11 protein-coding genes and 1 pseudogene are annotated in these 17,633 nt (G+C 70.1%); 3 read left to right on the forward strand and 9 right to left on the reverse strand.

Features of this window, described 5'->3' with window-relative positions:
- Window positions 1–2: 2 nt before the first annotated feature.
- The gene (lepA, locus tag CACI_RS35010) at window positions 3–1,856 is read right to left on the reverse strand and encodes a translation elongation factor 4 (RefSeq protein WP_041543104.1); all 1,854 of its coding nucleotides are present in this window, start codon (window positions 1,854–1,856) and stop codon (window positions 3–5) included.
- A 238-nt stretch (window positions 1,857–2,094) separates the two neighbouring features.
- On the opposite strand from lepA, the gene rpsT reads away from it, so the two are divergent.
- Together rpsT and CACI_RS46485 are read left to right on the forward strand one after the other, a co-directional pair.
- Window positions 2,095–2,361, forward strand: a complete 267-nt coding sequence (rpsT, locus tag CACI_RS35015) for a 30S ribosomal protein S20 (protein WP_015795629.1) — start codon at window positions 2,095–2,097, stop codon at window positions 2,359–2,361.
- 199 nt (window positions 2,362–2,560) lie between these two features.
- Window positions 2,561–4,495: a serine/threonine-protein kinase gene (locus tag CACI_RS46485; RefSeq protein WP_015795630.1), complete on the forward strand. Its 1,935-nt coding sequence runs from the start codon at window positions 2,561–2,563 to the stop codon at window positions 4,493–4,495.
- 131 nt (window positions 4,496–4,626) lie between these two features.
- On the opposite strand, the gene holA is transcribed toward CACI_RS46485, so the two are convergent.
- The 6 genes from holA to CACI_RS53090 all read right to left on the reverse strand — a co-directional run bounded on the left by holA (window position 4,627) and on the right by CACI_RS53090 (window position 12,415).
- On the reverse strand, window positions 4,627–5,634 hold the full coding sequence (gene holA, locus CACI_RS35025; protein WP_015795631.1) for a DNA polymerase III subunit delta: 1,008 nt from the start codon (window positions 5,632–5,634) through the stop codon (window positions 4,627–4,629).
- 344 nt (window positions 5,635–5,978) lie between these two features.
- Complete coding sequence (locus tag CACI_RS35030) at window positions 5,979–6,560, reverse strand: HhH-GPD-type base excision DNA repair protein (RefSeq protein WP_015795632.1); 582 nt, start codon at window positions 6,558–6,560, stop codon at window positions 5,979–5,981.
- Between the two features lie 73 nt (window positions 6,561–6,633).
- Complete coding sequence (locus CACI_RS35035) at window positions 6,634–8,463, reverse strand: tetratricopeptide repeat protein (protein ID WP_015795633.1); 1,830 nt, start codon at window positions 8,461–8,463, stop codon at window positions 6,634–6,636.
- A 151-nt stretch (window positions 8,464–8,614) separates the two neighbouring features.
- On the reverse strand, window positions 8,615–9,559 hold the full coding sequence (locus CACI_RS35040) for a ComEC/Rec2 family competence protein (RefSeq protein WP_049871813.1): 945 nt from the start codon (window positions 9,557–9,559) through the stop codon (window positions 8,615–8,617).
- Window positions 9,560–9,702: 143 nt separating this feature from the next.
- Window positions 9,703–11,253: a ComEC/Rec2 family competence protein gene (locus CACI_RS35045; RefSeq protein ID WP_015795635.1), complete on the reverse strand. Its 1,551-nt coding sequence runs from the start codon at window positions 11,251–11,253 to the stop codon at window positions 9,703–9,705.
- 4 nt (window positions 11,254–11,257) lie between these two features.
- Window positions 11,258–12,415 carry a ComEA family DNA-binding protein gene (locus CACI_RS53090; protein ID WP_015795636.1) on the reverse strand — a complete coding sequence of 386 codons (1,158 nt, stop codon included), beginning with the start codon at window positions 12,413–12,415 and terminating at the stop codon, window positions 11,258–11,260.
- Window positions 12,416–13,001: 586 nt separating this feature from the next.
- On the opposite strand from CACI_RS53090, the gene CACI_RS35055 reads away from it, so the two are divergent.
- Complete coding sequence (locus CACI_RS35055) at window positions 13,002–14,237, forward strand: IS256 family transposase (RefSeq protein ID WP_049872135.1); 1,236 nt, start codon at window positions 13,002–13,004, stop codon at window positions 14,235–14,237.
- A 600-nt stretch (window positions 14,238–14,837) separates the two neighbouring features.
- On the opposite strand, the gene hflX is transcribed toward CACI_RS35055, so the two are convergent.
- Window positions 14,838–16,346, reverse strand: coding sequence for a GTPase HflX (gene hflX / locus CACI_RS35060; protein ID WP_015795638.1), 1,509 nt, complete (start codon window positions 16,344–16,346; stop codon window positions 14,838–14,840).
- Between the two features lie 561 nt (window positions 16,347–16,907).
- A pseudogene (locus tag CACI_RS54505) lies at window positions 16,908–17,198 on the reverse strand (helix-turn-helix domain-containing protein); the annotation flags it as partial.
- Between the last annotated feature and the right edge of the window lie 435 nt (window positions 17,199–17,633).

Below are 17,633 nucleotides of genomic sequence, written 5' to 3' on the forward strand. Positions count from 1 at the left end.
CCTTACTTCTTGGCCTTGTCACCCGTCTCATTGGTCAGCGCGGCGATGAAGGCGTCCTGGGGCACCTCGACCCGGCCGACCATCTTCATGCGCTTCTTGCCTTCCTTCTGCTTCTCCAGCAGTTTGCGCTTCCGGGAGATGTCACCGCCGTAGCACTTGGCGAGGACGTCCTTGCGCATGGCGCGGACCGATTCGCGGGCGATCACCCGGGAGCCGATCGCGGCCTGGATCGGGACCTCGAACTGCTGGCGTGGGATCAGCTCGCGCAGGCGCTCGGTCATCCGCACGCCGTAGGCGTACGCCTTGTCCTTGTGCACGATCGCCGAGAAGGCGTCCACGGTCTCGCCGTGCAGCAGGATGTCGACCTTCACCAGGTCTGCCTGCTGCTCGCTGGTGGGCTCGTAGTCCAGCGAGGCGTAGCCGCGGGTCTTGGACTTCAGCGAGTCGAAGAAGTCGAAGACGATCTCGGCCAGCGGCAGCGTGTAGCGGATCTCGACGCGGTCCTCGGACAGGTAGTCCATGCCCAGCAGCGCGCCGCGGCGGCTCTGGCACAGCTCCATCACCGCGCCGACGAAGTCGTTCGGGGTCAGGATGGTCGCGCGCACCACCGGCTCGTGGATCGACATCACCTTGCCGCCGGGCATCTCCGAGGGGTTGGTGACGATGTGCTCGGTGCCGTCTTCCATCCCGACCCGGTAGACCACCGACGGCGCGGTGGCGATCAGGTCCAGGTTGAACTCCCGGTCCAGGCGCTCGCGGATGATCTCCAGGTGCAGCAGGCCCAGGAAGCCGCAGCGGAAGCCGAAGCCCAGCGCCGCGGAGGTCTCCGGCTCGTAGACCAGGGCCGCGTCGTTGAGCTGCAGCTTGTCCAGGGCCTCGCGCAGCTCCGGGTAGTCCGAGCCGTCGATCGGGTAGATGCCGGAGAACACCATCGGCTTGGGTTCCTTGTACCCGCCGAGAGCCTCCAGGGCGCCCTTGTTCTGAGTGGTGACGGTGTCGCCGACCTTGGACTGGCGCACGTCCTTCACGCCGGTGATCAGGTAGCCCACCTCGCCGGCGGCCAGGCCCTGGGAGGAGGTCGGCTCCGGGGAGATGACGCCGATCTCCAGCAGCTCGTGGGTGGCGCCGGTGGACATCATCGCGATGCGCTCGCGCTTGGTCAGGTGGCCGTCGACGACCCGGACGTAGGTGACCACGCCGCGGTAGGAGTCGTAGACCGAGTCGAAGATCACGGCCCGCGCCGGACCGTTCGGGTCGCCGGCCGGCGCCGGGACGCGGCGCACGACCTCGTTGAGCACGTCCGCGACGCCGACTCCGGTCTTGGCGCTGACCCGCAGCACGTCGTCGGGCTCGCAGCCGATCAGCCGGGCGATCTCCTCGGCGTACTTCTCCGGCTGCGCGGCCGGCAGGTCGATCTTGTTCAGGATCGGGATGATCTGCAGGTCGTTCTCCATGGCCAGGTACAGGTTGGCCAGGGTCTGCGCCTCGATGCCTTGAGCGGCGTCGACCAGCAGGAGCGTGCCCTCGCACGCCGCCAGCGAGCGCGAGACCTCGTAGGTGAAGTCCACGTGCCCGGGGGTGTCGATCATGTTCAGGATGTAGGTCTTGCCGTCGTCGGCCTGCCAGGGCAGCCGGACCGCCTGCGACTTGATGGTGATCCCGCGCTCGCGCTCGATGTCCATCCGGTCCAGGTACTGCGCACGCATGGCGCGTTCGTCGACCACGCCGGTGAGCTGGAGCATCCGGTCGGCCAGGGTCGACTTGCCGTGGTCGATGTGGGCGATGATGCAGAAGTTGCGGATCAGCGCCTGGTCGGTCTTCGACGGCTGGGGGATGTTCGGCGGAAGCGGGGGCACTCGGCGGGTCCAGTCTGTCCGGGATACGGCGTGGTGGGGATCGGGCTCGGCGTTCATTACACTGCCCTCTATCGTCCCACGACCCACGGGGTTACCGAGAACCGTATATCGGGACGTCACCGGCCACGTGCCCGGTTTGGGTCCGCGCACGGGCGCCTGCTAGCCTGGTCCCTTGCGTGGCGCGTGCGTTGCCTCGCGCCCACCACCAACTATCTCACCAAAGCAGAGGCATCTTTCAGTGGCGAACATCAAGTCCCAGATCAAGCGGATCAAGACGAACGAGAAGGCGCGCCAGCGCAACAAGGCCGTCAAGTCCTCGCTGAAGACCGCGATCCGCAAGACCCGCGAGGCCGTCGAGTCCGGCGACACCGCGAAGGCGCAGGAGCTGGCCCAGGCCGCCTCCCGCGAGCTGGACAAGGCCGCCTCCAAGGGCGTCATCCACGCCAACCAGGCCGCCAACAAGAAGTCGGCGCTGGCCAAGAGCGTGAACGGCCTGCAGGGCTGACCCTTCCCTGCCATGCGGTCCCTCTCGCCGCGGTAGAGAACCCGAGAACTCCGATCGGCGCGACCCCTTCCCCAGGGGTCGCGCCGATCGTCTTTGCGTGTTGCGCCAACGCATACCCCGACGTGAGCGGTGGGAGCATCGCGCTACGCTGAGCGCGGCGCCGCAAGACAAGGAATTCACTGGGGGTGGGGACGACTTCATGGAGCCGCTGCGATCGGGCGATCCGAGAAGGATCAGCAGCTACGAGATCCTGAACCGGCTCGGCGCCGGCGGGATGGGGCAGGTCTACCTCGGACGCTCGCCGTCCGGTCGCCGCGTGGCGGTGAAGGTGATCCGCCCCGAACTCACCAACGACCCCACCTTCCGCCAGCGCTTCCGCCGCGAGGTCACGGCGATGCGCCAGGTGTCGGGCTTCTTCACCGCCCCGGTGGTGGACGCCGACCCCGACGGCGACCCGGCCTGGCTGGCCACCGCCTTCGTCCCCGGCCCGTCGCTGGAGAGCGCGGTCACCGAGGCCGGCGCGATGCCGCACCAGGACGTCCTGCTGCTGGCCGCGGGCCTGGCCGAAGCCCTGAACGCGATCCACCGCGAGGGCCTGACCCACCGCGACCTGAAGCCCGGCAACGTCCTGATGGCCGACGACGGCCCGCGCGTCATCGACTTCGGCCTGGCCGTCACCACGGGCGCCACGAACCTGACCCAGGCCGGCACCGTGGTCGGCACGCCCGCCTTCATGTCCCCCGAGCAGGTCTCCGGCCAGCCCGTGGGCCCGGCCTCCGACGTCTGGTCCCTCGGCGCGGTCCTGGCCTACGCCGCCAAGGGCGAATCCCCCTTCGGCGACGGCACCACCATGGAGACCATGCTGCGCGTGATGAACGGCGAGCCGGACCTGTCCGGCCTGACCGGCACACTGGCGCAGCTGGTCAGCGCGTGCATGATGAAGGACCCGAACATCCGCCCGACGCCGGCGCGGATCCTGCAGGTGCTGTCCGAGGGCGCCGGGGTGCAGCCGACGATGGCGATGGAGGTGCAGCCTCCGGTGGTGGGTGCGGGGGCTGGGGGTGGTGCTGGGGCCGGTGCCGGGTCCGCTGCGAGTTCAGGCCAGAACCCCGGTCCGGTATCGGGATCTGCCGTATCGCCGCAGCCGCAGTCCCAGGCTCAGGACCAGGCTCAGGCTCAGTCCCAGCCGCCAGCACCGACGTGGGGCTCAGGACCTGTCACGCCCCCGGCCGCCGACGCCCCGACCGCCCCAACACCCGTGTGGGGCTCGGGATCCACGTCGACTCCGGCTTCGGGTTCGAATACCACCGCATCGACCTGGGGTTCCGCTCCAGCGCAGCAGTCGGCACCGGCGTGGGGCACCACAGACCAGTGGTCGCAGGTCTCGAGCCAGCAGACCTCGCCGACGTACCAGGGCGGACCGCCGACGCAGGCCGCGCAGTCCGTCAGCCCGTGGATGCAGCCCTCGCCGCCTTATGGCGTCCCGATCCCCTCCCCCGCGCCGGCCAAGAAGAACCGCAACGGCCTGATAGCCGCCGTCGGCATCGCCGCCGTGGTGGTCATCGGCGGCGGCATCGCGATCGCCGCCTCCAGCGGCGGCTCCGGAGGTTCGTCGGGCGGTACCACCGGCGGCACGCTCGGCGGCAACGGCGGAATCGGCAAGCTGACGCCCATCGCTGGCGGCTTCCAGCTGTCCAGCCTGCTCACCGACTCCGACGCCGCACAGTTCCTCAAGACCACGCCGACCCCCGGCGCCGCGACCGACGACGCCACGGACGACCCCTCCACCTTCAACAAGGACTGGACGGTCTCCTCCGGCTCCCAGGAGCTGCGGATCCAGGCGTCGAACTACAAGAGCAGCACCACGCAGGCGACCAGCGACTTCCTCGGCCACACCGAGACCCTCGCGACCGAGACCCCGTTCCAGGACCAGGGCTCGCTCGGCAACTCGGACAAGACCGAGGTCCAGGTCGCCACCGACGCCAGCAGCGGTCTGCAGCACTGCCAGATCGAGGTGCTGCGCGGCGGTCTCGACGTGAACATCATCTTCGTCGAGTCCGGCTCGGCCGACGCCGCCCACACCGACGTGGTGAACCTGGCCAAGCTGATCACGAGCCGCCTGCCCGCGAAGTAAGCACGGCGACGTCCCGGTCGCAGCCACGCCGATCCACTTCGGCGCACGGCTGCGACCGTCCGCGCCGCGCGCCTATCGCCCTTATCGGCGGCCTATCGGCCTATCGGCCTGTCCGCCTACTTACCTCAGCCTCAGCCGCGAGCGCCCTGCCCCCGGGCCTGACACACCGTCACGACACACCGCTCCAACGCGTACGCCGGATCGTCGCCGCCACCCTTCACCGCGGCATCGGCCTCAGCCACCGCCAGCAACGCGGTCCCGATCCCGTCAGGCGTCCACCCGCGCACCTGCTGCCGCACCTTGTCGATCTTCCACGGCGGCATCCCCAAATCGCGCGCCAGATCCGCCGGACGCGCGCCACGCGGCGCCGACGCCACCCGCGCCACAGACCGCACCCCGGCCGCCAACGCACTGGTGATCAGCACCGGAGCAGTCCCGGTCGCAAGCGCCCAACGCAGCTGCTCCAGCGCCTGCGCGGTCCGCCCGTCCACAGCCAGATCCGCCACGGTGAACCCGGACACCTCCGCACGCCCGCTGTAGTACTTGGCGACCACCGTCTCGTCGATCGGCGCCTTGCCGTCCTCAGCCGTGTCGGCGATCAGCTGCGCCGCAGCCGCTGCCAACTCCCGCAACTCATTGCCCACCGCATCGAGCAGCGCACGCGCCGCCTCCTCGGTGATCTGCCGCTTGGCCGCCTTGAACTCATCACGCAGAAAGGCGATCCGCTCCGTCGGCTTGGTCACCTTCGCGACATCCACCCGCGCCGCCCCGGCCTTCTCCACCGCGGTCAGCAACGCCTTGCCCTTCACCCCACCGTTGTGCACGACCACCAACGTGATCTCATCCGCCAGCTCACCCAGAGCACTGGTCAGCATGGTGACATCCTCAGCCGCCAAATCCTGCGCCGACCGCACCACCACAACCCGACTCTCGCCAAACAACGACGGACTCACCAACTCGGCAAAAGTCCCCGCACTGAAGCTCCCCGGCATCAGATCCCGCGCCTCAGTCTCCGGATCAGCCGCACGCCTCGCAGCAACAACCCGCGCCACAGCACGATCAACAAGCAGTTCCTCGGCCCCGACAACGAGGACGAGCTGAGGCGGAGAAGCAACGTGAGCAGGCATCAGGCCAAGCATGGCACGCCCCGCTGACAAGTCCCTATTGCCCACCCTTGCCAGACCTCCAGTGACCGGAGGACCCAGCGCCTCCGCGCACCTGGGCGACTCTCCCGACGCGGCCAAGCTCGCGCTTCCCTACCCTGCGCACCTTTGGCAGCCCAGTCGGCGCGGCCAAGCTGGCGCTGCCTTAACTTGCGTGCAGTTCAGCCGGCGCGGCTAGGCTCGTGCTTCCCACTTCTGCAGCCGGCCTGGTCCGTGCCTATTGCACTGGCGTTTCCCGGTCACCGCAGCCCGCCAGGCGCCTGTGCCCATTGCCCAGCGTTTGCCTTACCTGCCTGCCTGTCCGCCTACCTGCCTGCCTACTACTCAGCCTTGGCCTTCGCGGCAGCCTTCATCTCCTTCTTGAAGGCCCGCACCTTCACCAAGCTAGCCGCGTCCGTCACGTCCGCCACCGAGCGCGTCGACCCCTTCGTGCCGTAGTCGCCGGCGGCCTCGCGCCAACCCTTCGGCGTCACGCCGAGCTGCTTGCCCAGCAGCGCGACCAGGATCTGCGCCTTCTGCTTCCCGTAGCCGGGGAGGGCGCCGACGCGCTTCAGCAGGTCCGCGCCGTCCTTGGCGCCGGTCCATACCGCTGCGGCGTCGCCGGCGTAGTCCTCGGCGATGGCGCGTGCCAGCTTCTGGGTGCGCTCGGCCATCGCTTTCGGGAAGCGGTGGATCGCCGGGACCTCGGAGAACACGGCCACGAACTTCTCCGGGTCATAGCCGGCGATCTGCTCGGCGTCCAGGCGGTCCACGCCGAGGCGTGTCGCGAGCACGTACGGGCCGGAGAACGCCTTCTCCATCGGGATCTGCTGGTCCAGGAGCATGGCGGTGAGGACGCCGAGCGGGTCCTTCGCGAGGAAGGCGTCGGCGTCGGGGTCTTGGGCCAGATGCAGCGTCACCATGACCCCAGCCTGACAGACCCGGCGCCGCGCCACGGTCGGTTCTGGTCCGTTCGAGGCACCGGATCGCGCCGGGTCAGTCCTCGGACTCCAGCCGCGCGGCGACGTCGGCGACGAAGGCCCGGCCCTTCGGCTCCAGCCACGGACAGGCCAGGACCAGGTGGCACATCGAGCCGAGCACCGTCACGGCGCGCTTCTCGGCCGCCTGCATGAACTGGCTCACCCGGTTCAGCAGCCATTCCAGGACGTCGGCCCGGGTCTCGGGGAACGCCCATCCCACCGCGACCAGCGCCATCCCGGCCGCCTCGCAGACCCAGTCCTCCGGGCCGTTCAGCAGCTCCACCACCACCCGGCGCCGCTCCGAGCCGACCCACGGCTGGTCGGCGCGGTGGTGCGCGATCCCGACACACGCGATCGTCTGCACCGAGCGCACCCAGTAGTCCGGCGCCTCCATCGCGAACCCGTCCGGCCACGGTGCGTCCTGCGGCGCCGGCAGGTGCACCAGCACGCCGAGCAGGTCCGCGACCGGCACGCCGGCCAGCGCGACCGCGTGGTCGTACAGCGACGTCGGACCCGGCCAGTTCGGCGTCGCCAGGTCCCGCACCAGCGCGAGCGCCTGCGCGGACGGCGGCACGACCGCCGGGACCGCGTCGCAGCCCTCGTACCGCCACACCGTCACGCCGACCTGGGCGGCCGGCAGGCGCGGGTCCGGGTCACCGACCTCCTGGAACGCGACGTGCAGACCCGGGATCACCAGCCGCAGAGCGCTGATCGCACTCGGCGGCTCGATGATCGACAGCGACATCTCCCCGGACATGGTGAGGTTGTCCTGCTCGACCAGCTGCCGCAGCACGTTGATACACGCCTCCGTGCCGCCGGTCACCCGGCCCAGCCACGGCAGCCGCTGGACGTGATGCCCGAACAGGTATCCGGCGTAGTCGTGGTCCGGGTGCGCCCGGTGGTAGTCGGTGAGCTCCAGCAGGTGCACGCTGTCGCCGTCGGCCTCGAACCGCATGCCGAGCAGCGCCGGCGCGGCCTTCTCGTGCTCCGGCTCGACCGCCACCAGCCTCTCCAGCAGCGCCAGACCCTCCGCACGCCGCCCGACGAAAGCCAGCAGCTCCGCCAGGTCGACGATCAAGTACGTCTGCGATGGATCCTGCGCGACGGTCTGCGTCCACAGCGCGATGGTCTCGTCCACCCGGCCCGCCCGTCGCAGGGCGTTGCCGAGCATGATCGCACCCATCGCTCCGGCACCGGACCGGACCGCCACCTCGCCCCAGTACACGGCCAGCTCGGTGTCACCGAGCCGCCGGGCCAGGCCCGAGGCGACGGCGGCCAGGTGCGGGTCCTCGCCGCGCGCCAGCACCGCCCGCACCACCGCGGCGAAGTGCCCCAGCGGCTCGCGCTCCTCCTCCGCCACCGGGTCGCCGAGACCCTGACACAGCCGCAGCACGGCCTGGGTCAGCGACTCCGCGCTCAGCCTCGACGGCAGCTCCGGGTCCGCCATCCACGCCACGTCCGCCCACGGCCGCACCGGTGCCGCACCCATGACACCGGCCAGCAGCAGGACCGCTTCGTCGAAGCGGCCGATCGCGGCCAGCAGGCTGGCCCGGCAGGCCAGCTCACCGGTGTAGCGGGAGGCGGCCGGGAACAGCTCCAGCGCCGCCGCCGGACCGCCGACCCGCGCCACCAGCGCGGCCAGCGCCTCGTGCGCCTCCGGCAGCGACGGGTCGGTCCCGATCGCGCCGGCCACGTGATCGGCCGTGTGCTCCAGGTCGCCGCTGTCGAGGATCAGCCGCGCGACCGCGACCTCTCCCTCGGCTTCCAGGCGCTCGCAACAACCGGTGTCACAGGCGTCGGTGTGCGTGTGAGTGTGCTCCTCGGCGTGCTCGTCGTGCGTGTCCAAGAGCCGGCTCCCCTCCAGACTCGGCGTCGGATAGGGACACGAGACTATCCATAACCTGCGACGGGCGCGGACGGAGCTTTACCTCTCCTTTCCCTTTTTCCTAGTGGGCGTCGGGCTTTCTCGGTGGTCATCAGTCATTAGCCATCAGTCATCAGCGGCGCATGGCGACCTGCAATCTCCCGGCGGTCCCGAACACCACCACCTGCCCGTCCTCATCAGTACGGAAGACCCGCGCCTCGGCACCGGAAGCCAGCGCGATGGTGCGCGGCGCCGGATGGCCGTAGGTGTTGCCCTTACCGACCGAGATGACGGCGACCCTCGGGTGGACGGCGGCGAACAGGTCGGGGTCCTGATGCGCGGAGCCATGGTGCGGCACCTTCAGGACGTCGGCGGCGAGATCCGGGTGTGCGGCCAGGATCGCCGCCTGCGACGGCGGCTCGATGTCGCCGGTGAGCAGGAGCCGGACCGGGCCGTCCCGCGTCGCGACCGTCACCTGGAGCACGACGCTGGAGTTGTTCGGGCCGGAGCCCTCCTCGCCACGGCCCTTCGGCGAGGCCCGGGCTTGGCGACGGCCGCGGCGGCGGCTCTTGCCACCGGGCTCGGGTGGTATCGGCGGGCTCACGCTCGGGTCGGGCCACAGGACGTCCCAGGACACCGGACCGAACTGCCGGTGTTCACCGGCCGCTGCCATCGAGGTGGCGACGTGAGCCGCGTCCGCCCAGGCCGTGACTTCGGAGACACCTCGGGGCGGATCGGGATCGTCAGTGGTCTCGATCTCGGTAACGACGCGCCCCTTCAGCACACCGGGGACGCCGTCGACATGGTCGGCATGGAAGTGGGTCAAGATCAGCAGCGGAACCTTGCGGACCCCGAGCAGGGTCAAGCAGTGGTCGGCCTTCGCCGGATCAGGACCGGTGTCGACGACAACGGCTTCGCCCGGACCCACGGCAAGCGCCAGGGCGTCGCCCTGCCCGACGTCGCAGACTGCGAAGATCCAGTTCTGCGGCGGCCAGATGGCTGGACGGCTGCGGATGAAGAACAGCACAGCGGCGATGGATATCAGGGCCGCGAGGAGGATGATGGTGACCGCGCCCACGCCGCCGCGACCACCGGGGCGGTTCGGACCGCCCCGAAAGCCATCCCCTCCACGGCTTCCGGGACCTGGCCGGCCGGGGTCATTCCCACGGCGGCGCATCGGATCGGGCTCGGGGCCCGGCGATATCCAGGGTCCTATCTCGGTCATGAGATCTCCTCCTTGCGTTTCGCCGTCGCAGCCGTGATCAGGAACACCAGCGCGTAGACCGCCATCAGCCCGAGGGCTCCGGGCAGGCCGTCGGGCCAGCCGACGGTGGCGCCGGGCAGCCGCGATCCGTAGCGGGCAACCGCCACGATCCCGTCGGTCGGCCATTGGGCCAGCCACGCCACCGCGGTCCCCAGCGGGAGCCAGACGGATGCGCTGAGCAGCGCCACGGCTCCGAGGACGGTCGCCGGCCCGACGCAGAACTCGGCGAGCAGGTTCGCCGGGAGCGACAGCGGCGTGACCGCGGCGGTGAAGGACACCAGGATCGGCAGGCAGAACGTTTCGGCGGCAGCGGTGCAGGCCAGCGACTCGGCGATGCGGTGCGGCACGCCGCGGTCGGTCAGCGCCTGCTGCCAACCCGGCGCCAGGATGAAGAGCCCGGCGGTCGCGCACAACGAGAGGGCGAAGCCGTAGGACCGCGCGAGCCAGGGATCGAACAGGAGCAGCAGAGTCCCGCCCGCGCACAGCAGCGGAAGCCCTCGCGCCTGCCGTCCGACCGCCGCGAGCAGCAGGCCGAGCACCGCCATCACGCTCGCACGCACCATCGACGGCTCGGGCCGGGCCAGCACGGTGAAGCCGATGACGACGGCCAGGCCGGTGAGCGTCAGGAACCTGCCGCGCACCCCGGCAAAGCGCGCGACCGGCATCGCCGCGGTCAGGACGAACACCAGGTTCTCGCCGCTCACGGCGGTGAGGTGGGTCAGTCCGGTGTCGCGGAAGGCGATCGCCAGGCTGGGCGGTTCCTGCGACACGTCGCCGATCACCAGGCCGGGGACCAGTCCGCGCGGGTCGGCGGGCAGGTGAGCGCAGGCGTCGCGCAGAGCTTGGCGCAGCTTGCCGGCCAGCCGCTGGAGCGCGTTCGGACCGGCGAGGACCTCGGGCGGGCGGTGGACGGAGAGCGTCGCGGCATCGGGGGTGTCGTCGGGGGCGGGGCGGAGGCGGCCGGTGATGCGCAGGCGGGTGGACGGCAGGAACTGCCAGGCGCCGGGGTCGGAGGCCAGAGCTGTGGCGGGAAGCCGGGTGCCGAACTCGTTGACGCGCTCGATGCGCAGGGGCACGACGGCGAAGGGTCCGTGCAGGGAGGTCGCGATGTGCGGGTCGTCGGTGACGACGGCTTCGACGGTCGCCTGGGCGTGCGCGGCGGCGAGGCGCGGGAGCGGGCCGGTGTGGGTGGCGATGGTGCGGGTGGTGGCGGCGGTTCCGGCGCCGGCCGCGACGAAGCAGGCGGCGGCGAGGGTGCGGCGGCGGGTTCTGGTGCGGGTCGGGGTGGGGTCGGTGCGGGTGGCGGGTCGGGCAGGGCCGCTGCTGCGGAGAAGAAGGCTCGCGCCGACCGCCGCGCAGGCTACCCAGAGCAGGAGTGCCACCTGCGAGGTGAACCCGTTGCCGACGAAGGCTGCGACGTACGCGGCCAGCAGGATCGGCACGAGGCGCAGGTCGCGACGTGGACGCTGGTCGTGATCGACGGAGCGGTAGGTGGCGGTCAGACTCATGGCGTCACACCGTCACCGAATCGCGCATGTCCGCGAACTTCCGGTCGCCGATCCCGCGTACCTGCCGCAACTGCGCGACGGACTCGAAGCGGCCGTGCTCGGTCCGCCAGTCCAGGATCCGCTGGGCCAGCGCGGGACCCACGGCGGGCACGGTTTCCAGCTGCTCCAGGGTCGCGGTGTTGAGATTCACCGGCTGCGTGGTCTTGCCGCGCTTGCCATGCGCCGCCCCGCTGCTCGACGGCTGCGGCAGGCCGACGACCGGACTCGGCGCGCCCGCGATGCCGACGCGCAACTGCTCGCCGTCGGTGACCGGACGCGCGAGGTCGAGCGCGGTGACGTCCACGCCGGGCAGCGCGCCGCCGGCTGCGGCCAGCGCTTCGTAGACGCGCGATCCGGCGGGGAGCGTGGCGATGCCGGGGCGCGCGACCTTGCCCTCGACGTCGACGACCACTTCGCTGCCCGCTGCCGGGCCGGCCACGGCCGGGGTGGTGGACATGGCGGTGTGCGGCGGGCAGCTCGGGCGCTTCGCAGCCATGGCTTTGGCGTAGCGGCGAGTGAGCGGCGCATGGGACCAGTTCCTGGCCAGCGCCGGATCTGCGACGACCGGCACGATGGTCACGGTGCGCGCACGCTGCCCGCTTGGGCTGGCTGCGGGATGTGCCGCGATCGGCACGACCGTCAGGATGCTCTCATGCCAGCCGGTGGCCGATGCAGGTCGTGCATCGGCTGCCATGACCGACAGGGCGCGCATATGCCAACCCGTCGGTGCTGTGACCGGAGGAAGTGCCTGCGGTGAGCCGGACGGTCGCGCGTGCGTTCGGCAGGCGCCGTCGTGCTCGGCTGCGACTCCACCGGCTTTGACGGAGTCGCCGCCCTCGGCGCTCGGCATGGGATGGTCGTCGTCCGGCGCTGGTGTGGCGGACGCCGCGTCTCCTGCCTTCCCCGCCACGTCGACCACCGTGCTCTGCGAACGGGTCAGGTACCACCCGCCGGCCGCCGCCCCGCCGATGGCCACCACCGCCACCGCCGTGGCAGCCGGCAGGCTCAGGGCCCAGCGACCGTGAAGGGTCGCCGGAACACGATGCTCGATCGACTGGGCCGCCCGGCGCCACCAGGGGCGATGTGCGTGGTGCCGGGCGGCCAGCGCCTCGGAGAGAGGCATGGGACCCTCAGCGGCAGGCGACCAATACCGCCCCGGATCCCCATGAAGCGAAGCCAGCCGGTCGCGAGCCGTCGGCTGCGGGCTGCGGGGTTGGGCGCTGCCATGCGGCGCGTTTCCCGAACTGGTTCGTTCCATGCCACCGAAGGTAGAACGTCCCAAAGCCCACATACCACCCACGCACCCGAGCCTGTGGATAACTCGACCGCCACCAACGCAGCCTTCACCCTTTCGGCCCAACACCACGCGGACACTCAGCACAAATTCAGGCGGCAAAGCAGCTCGACGAAAAAACGGCCGCCTCCCGCGAGGAGAGAGACGACCGCCTGAGCAAGCCGAGTGGACCCGAGCGAGCCATGACGAAGCCTGAGACACAAGACCAGCGCCGACGCGCCCAAGCCAGCCCGAGCTGGCAAGACCACCGGGGCAGCTCAAGCGAGCCCGGCCGGCATCGGCTGACGAACCCGAGCCGGGTTACGTCCTGGGATGTGGTGTATCGGTTAGCTCTGATGGGCGTATCGCCGATAGCTGAGGCGGTCATCGGGTGATCCTTCGAGATGGATTGATGATCTTGAAGGAAGAGGACCCGATGACCGCTTTGACCAGTGTGCCTGCCGGTGACGACTTCGAGCGGCAACTCGCCGCGGCCGAGCCGGACGTGTTGCGGGCGATGGTGAAGTCGTTCGCTGAGGCGTTGATGTCAGCCGAGGCCGACGCAGCCTGTGGCGCGCCCTATGGCCAGGTCAGCGCCGATCGCACCAACTCCCGCAACGGCTACCGCACCCGGGCGTGGGATACCCGGGTGGGCAGCATCGAGCTGGCAGTGCCCAAGCTGCGGACCGGCTCATACTTCCCGGAGTGGCTGTTGGAGCGGCGTCGCCGGGCCGAGCAGGCGCTGATGTCGGTGGTCGCCACGGCGTATCTGCTGGGCGTCTCCACGCGGCGGGTGGAGCGGCTGGCCGCCGAACTCGGGGTGACGCAGCTGTCCAAGTCACAGGTGTCGGCGATGGCCAAGCACTTGGATGAGCAGGTCGCCGCCTTCCGTAACCGTCCGCTGGACGCAGGGCCGTATCCGGTGCTGTGGATCGACGCCCTGACCCAGAAGGTGCGGGAGAACGGCCGGGTGGTCAACGTGCACGCCCTGGTCGCGGTCGGGGTCAACGGCGACGGCGGCCGGGAGATCCTGGGCATCGACGTGGCCTCGGCCGAGGACGGCACCGGCTGGCTGGCGTTCCTGCGCTCGCTGACCGCCCGCGGCCTTGCCGGGGTGCAGTTGGTCATCTCCGACGCGCACCGCGGCCTGGTGGAGTCCATCGGCGCCGCGATCGGCGGTGCCACCTGGCAGCGCTGCCGCACGCACTACGCCAGGAATTTGATGAACCAGGTCCCCAAGACCGCCCAGCCCTGGGTGGCCACGCTGCTGCGCACCATCTTCGAGCAACCCGACGCCGAGGCCGTGCACGCCCAAGCCGGCCAGGTCATCGCCGCATTGGAGGCGAAGTTTCCCAAGGCCGCCGCACACCTGGACGAGGCCCGGGCCGACCTGCTGGCCTTCACCGCCTTCCCCCACGAGATCTGGCGGCAGATCTGGTCCAACAACCCGCAGGAACGACTGAACAAGGAGATCCGCCGCCGCACCGACGTCGTCGGCATCTTCCCCGACCGCGCCTCGGTGATCCGGCTAGTGGGCGCCGTGCTGGCCGAGCAGAACGACGAATGGGCCGAGGGCCGCCGCTACATGGGACTGGAAATCCTGGCTAAGATCCAGCGCACAGGCCAAGGCCCCGCCCCGGACACAGCACCAGCGGCCGCCCTGATCGCCTAACAACAAACAGGATCACCCGCTGGCCACCCCATACACCACCAGCGCGGACGTGACCGGCGAAGAATCCGCGTGGTGCTGCGAGATTCAAGTCGGCTGCACTGCGCCGCCGGACTCGAGAAGGCCTGAGCCAACGCGCACTCGCGACCTGCCTGAGCGAAACCAGACCCGCGGAGGCTCGGAAGCAGAGCCAAGCCGACTTGGCGAACCACACCTGACCCGAACATCAAGCCCGACCGGGCTTGAGTAAACCCAGCCCCGCTACGGCGGGCACGGCCGATCCCACAGAACCGACTAAGCGAATGGCGGCGCTGGCTAGGGGATGCCGCCCGCGCGAACCCGAGCCGGTGCTGGCGAACTCGGGCCGCCAAAGCAGCAAGCGCGGCCGAGAAAACCCGACCGCGCTCGTGCGAACTCAACTCAGCCCTGGCGGCCAGCTCGAGCGTGAACCCGAACCAGCCAGCAGCTGCCAACTCAACTCAGTCCTGGCAACCAGCTCGGGCGTGAACCCGAATCAGCCAGCTACTCGCGCCAACTCAACACTCAGCCCTGGCAACCAGCTCGAGCGCGAACCCGAACCAGCCAGCCTCCTGAGCCAGCCCCCTAAACCGCGCCCACTGTTCGGAAGGGCTCCAGTTGCGCGGCGAGGTTCTGGTGGATCAGGGCGCGGACTAGGGTGCCGTGGTCGGTGTGTTCTTCTTTGAGCATTTCGCCTTCGGCGTGGATGCGGGCTACCAGGTCGCCTCGGTCGTAGGGGACTAGGGCTTCTAGTTCTACGCCGGGGCGGGGGAGGTCGCGTTCGATGGCGGAGAGGAGGTGGTCGATGCCTTCGCCGGTGCGGGCGGAGACGATGATGCTGTGGGGTTCGTGGCGGAGGAGGCGGGCCAGGACTTCGGGGTCTGCCAGGTCCGCTTTGTTGAGGACCATGAGTTCTTTGACGTCGCCGGCGCCCATGTCGGCGAAGACGGCTCGGACCGCGGAGATCTGGCCTTCGGGGTCTTCGTCGCTGGCGTCTACGACGTGCAGGACCAGGTCGCTTTCGCCTACCTCTTCGAGGGTCGAGCGGAAGGCCTCGACCAGTTGGTGCGGGAGGTGGCGGACGAAGCCGACGGTGTCGGAGAGGGTGTAGGCGCGGCCGGATGCTGTTTCTGTGCGGCGGACGGTGGGGTCCAGGGTGGCGAACAGGGCGTTCTCCACGAGGACTCCGGCGCCGGTGAGGCGGTTGAGGATGGAGGACTTGCCGGCGTTGGTGTAGCCGGCGAGGACTACTGAGGGGACTGAGCCTCGGCGCCTTTCGGCGCGCTTGGTCACGCGTCCCTTGCTCATGTCGTTGATTTCGCGGCGGAGCTTGGCCATGCGTTCGCGGATGCGGCGGCGGTCGGTTTCGATCTTGGTTTCGCCGGGTCCGCGGGTCGCCAGGCCGCCTCGGCCACCACCCATCTGGCGGGACAGGGACTGACCCCAGCCTCGGAGCCTGGGCAGCATGTACTGCATCTGCGCGAGGGCGACCTGGGCCTTGCCCTCTCGGGACTTGGCGTGCTGGGCGAAGATGTCCAGGATCAGGGCCGTGCGGTCGATGACCTTGACCTTGACCACGTCTTCCAGGTGGATCAGCTGGCCGGGGCTCAGTTCTCCGTCGCAGATCACCGTGTCGGCGCCGGTGGCCACCACGATGTCGCGCAGCTCCAGGGCCTTGCCGCTGCCGATGTAGGTGGCCGGGTCCGGCTTCTCGCGGCGCTGGATCACCCCGTCCAGCACCTCCGAGCCCGCGGTCTCGGCCAGGGCTGCCAGTTCACGCAGCGACACCTCGGCGTCGGCGGCGGTGCCGTCGGTCCAGACGCCGACCAGGACCACGCGCTCCAGGCGCAGCTGCCGGTACTCGACTTCGGTGACGTCTTCGAGTTCGGTGGACAGTCCGGCCACGCGGCGGAGCGAGGCACGCTCCTCCAGGTCGAACTGCTCGCCGTCGTGCCGGGAGTCGGCCCACCGGTTGCGGTAGAGCGGGGCCGGCGCGTCGAAGGCGTCCTCGGTGTCCCACTCGGCTTCCGGCGTGTCGTGGTCGTTCAATGCGTAGACCTCGTCGCGGGCAGCGTCCTTGTGGGATTCCGTCATGTGCTTCCTCTTCATGTGTTGTGACGTGAGCGGCGTGCGGAGACGCCGCGAGGCGGGGAGAAACGCTCTCCCCGCCTCGATGGTGGCATGTCGTCGCCGATCTCCGACACCGGATTATGACCGGCCCGTCGGTGAGGGCAGCCGAGGCGTGCCGAACGTGTAGGGGTTCTCCGGACCCGGCAGCGGCGAGCCCGGGACGTAGGGCAGCGGACCCATCGGGGGCTGCGGGCCCAGCGCCTGGCCGAGGCCGGTCGCCAGACTCGAGCCCTGGGCGCCCATGCCCGTACCGCGGGTCGCCTGGGGTACCGCACCCGACTTGGGAGCGACCCGCGGCGAGCCGGAGGCCGGCCGGGTGTTGCCGGGGCGGTTGCCCGCGGTCCGGGAGTTGATCACGGCGGTCGGGATCTTCGCGGTCGGGATCGTGCGCGTGCCGCGCGGGGCGCCGGCGCCCACGCCGACCACCACGCCGGAGCGCTGGCCGGAGCCGGCCTGGCTCTGGCCCTGGCGCGCGGCGTCGGCCTGCCCGCTGCGCGCCGGCGGCATCGCGACCCGCTGCGGGGTGCGACGGTCGGCGGGCACCAGGGAGCCCAGCTCCGCGGCCTCGATCTCGGCGGCGAGTTCGGCCGCGGCGAGTTCGGTCGACAGTTCGAGCAACACGTCGGAGAGCTTGACTTCCAGCGCGTCGCAGATGGCGGCCAACAATTCGCTGGAGGGCTCCTTCTGTCCCCGCTCCACCTCGGAGAGGTAGCCGGGGGACACCCGTGCCGTCGCGGCGAGCTGACGGAGCGTCCGTCCGCTGCGCTGCCGTCGGCCGCGCAGCACGTCGCCGAGTAGGCGGCGAACCAAGATCATCTCGGCTTCCCCTCCCTCATCGTTTCCGCTGGCCTGCTGGTTTACCTGTGTGAATCATGAGCCTGTGGAGCCACCGTACCCCGGCTGTTGCCGGATTACTCTTCTGCTTTGCTTGTTGTTATTCCCCGTTCAATCGTTCTCAACGGTTAGGACGGGGTTTCCATTCCAAGAAGTTGCAGTCCCGTTGTGAACTCGGGAGCGAACCGGCCGCCACGAGGCGGGCGACCACCTGACTGCCACCGTATCCCGAGCCGCCGACAAGCGTCGGGTGAAGGCCACCCATCGGACAAAATCGAACATAGTTTCACGATACCCGGCGTGAACAGCCCGCGCGGGGTCAGTGAGGACGGTGCAACACACGTCACACCAGCCTCACGAGCACCCACGAAGCACCGCATGAGCACGGCCACAGCGCATCCCTGGCGCGAGTCGGCG

This window comes from Catenulispora acidiphila DSM 44928, assembly GCF_000024025.1.
GTDB classification, from domain to species: domain Bacteria; phylum Actinomycetota; class Actinomycetes; order Streptomycetales; family Catenulisporaceae; genus Catenulispora; species Catenulispora acidiphila.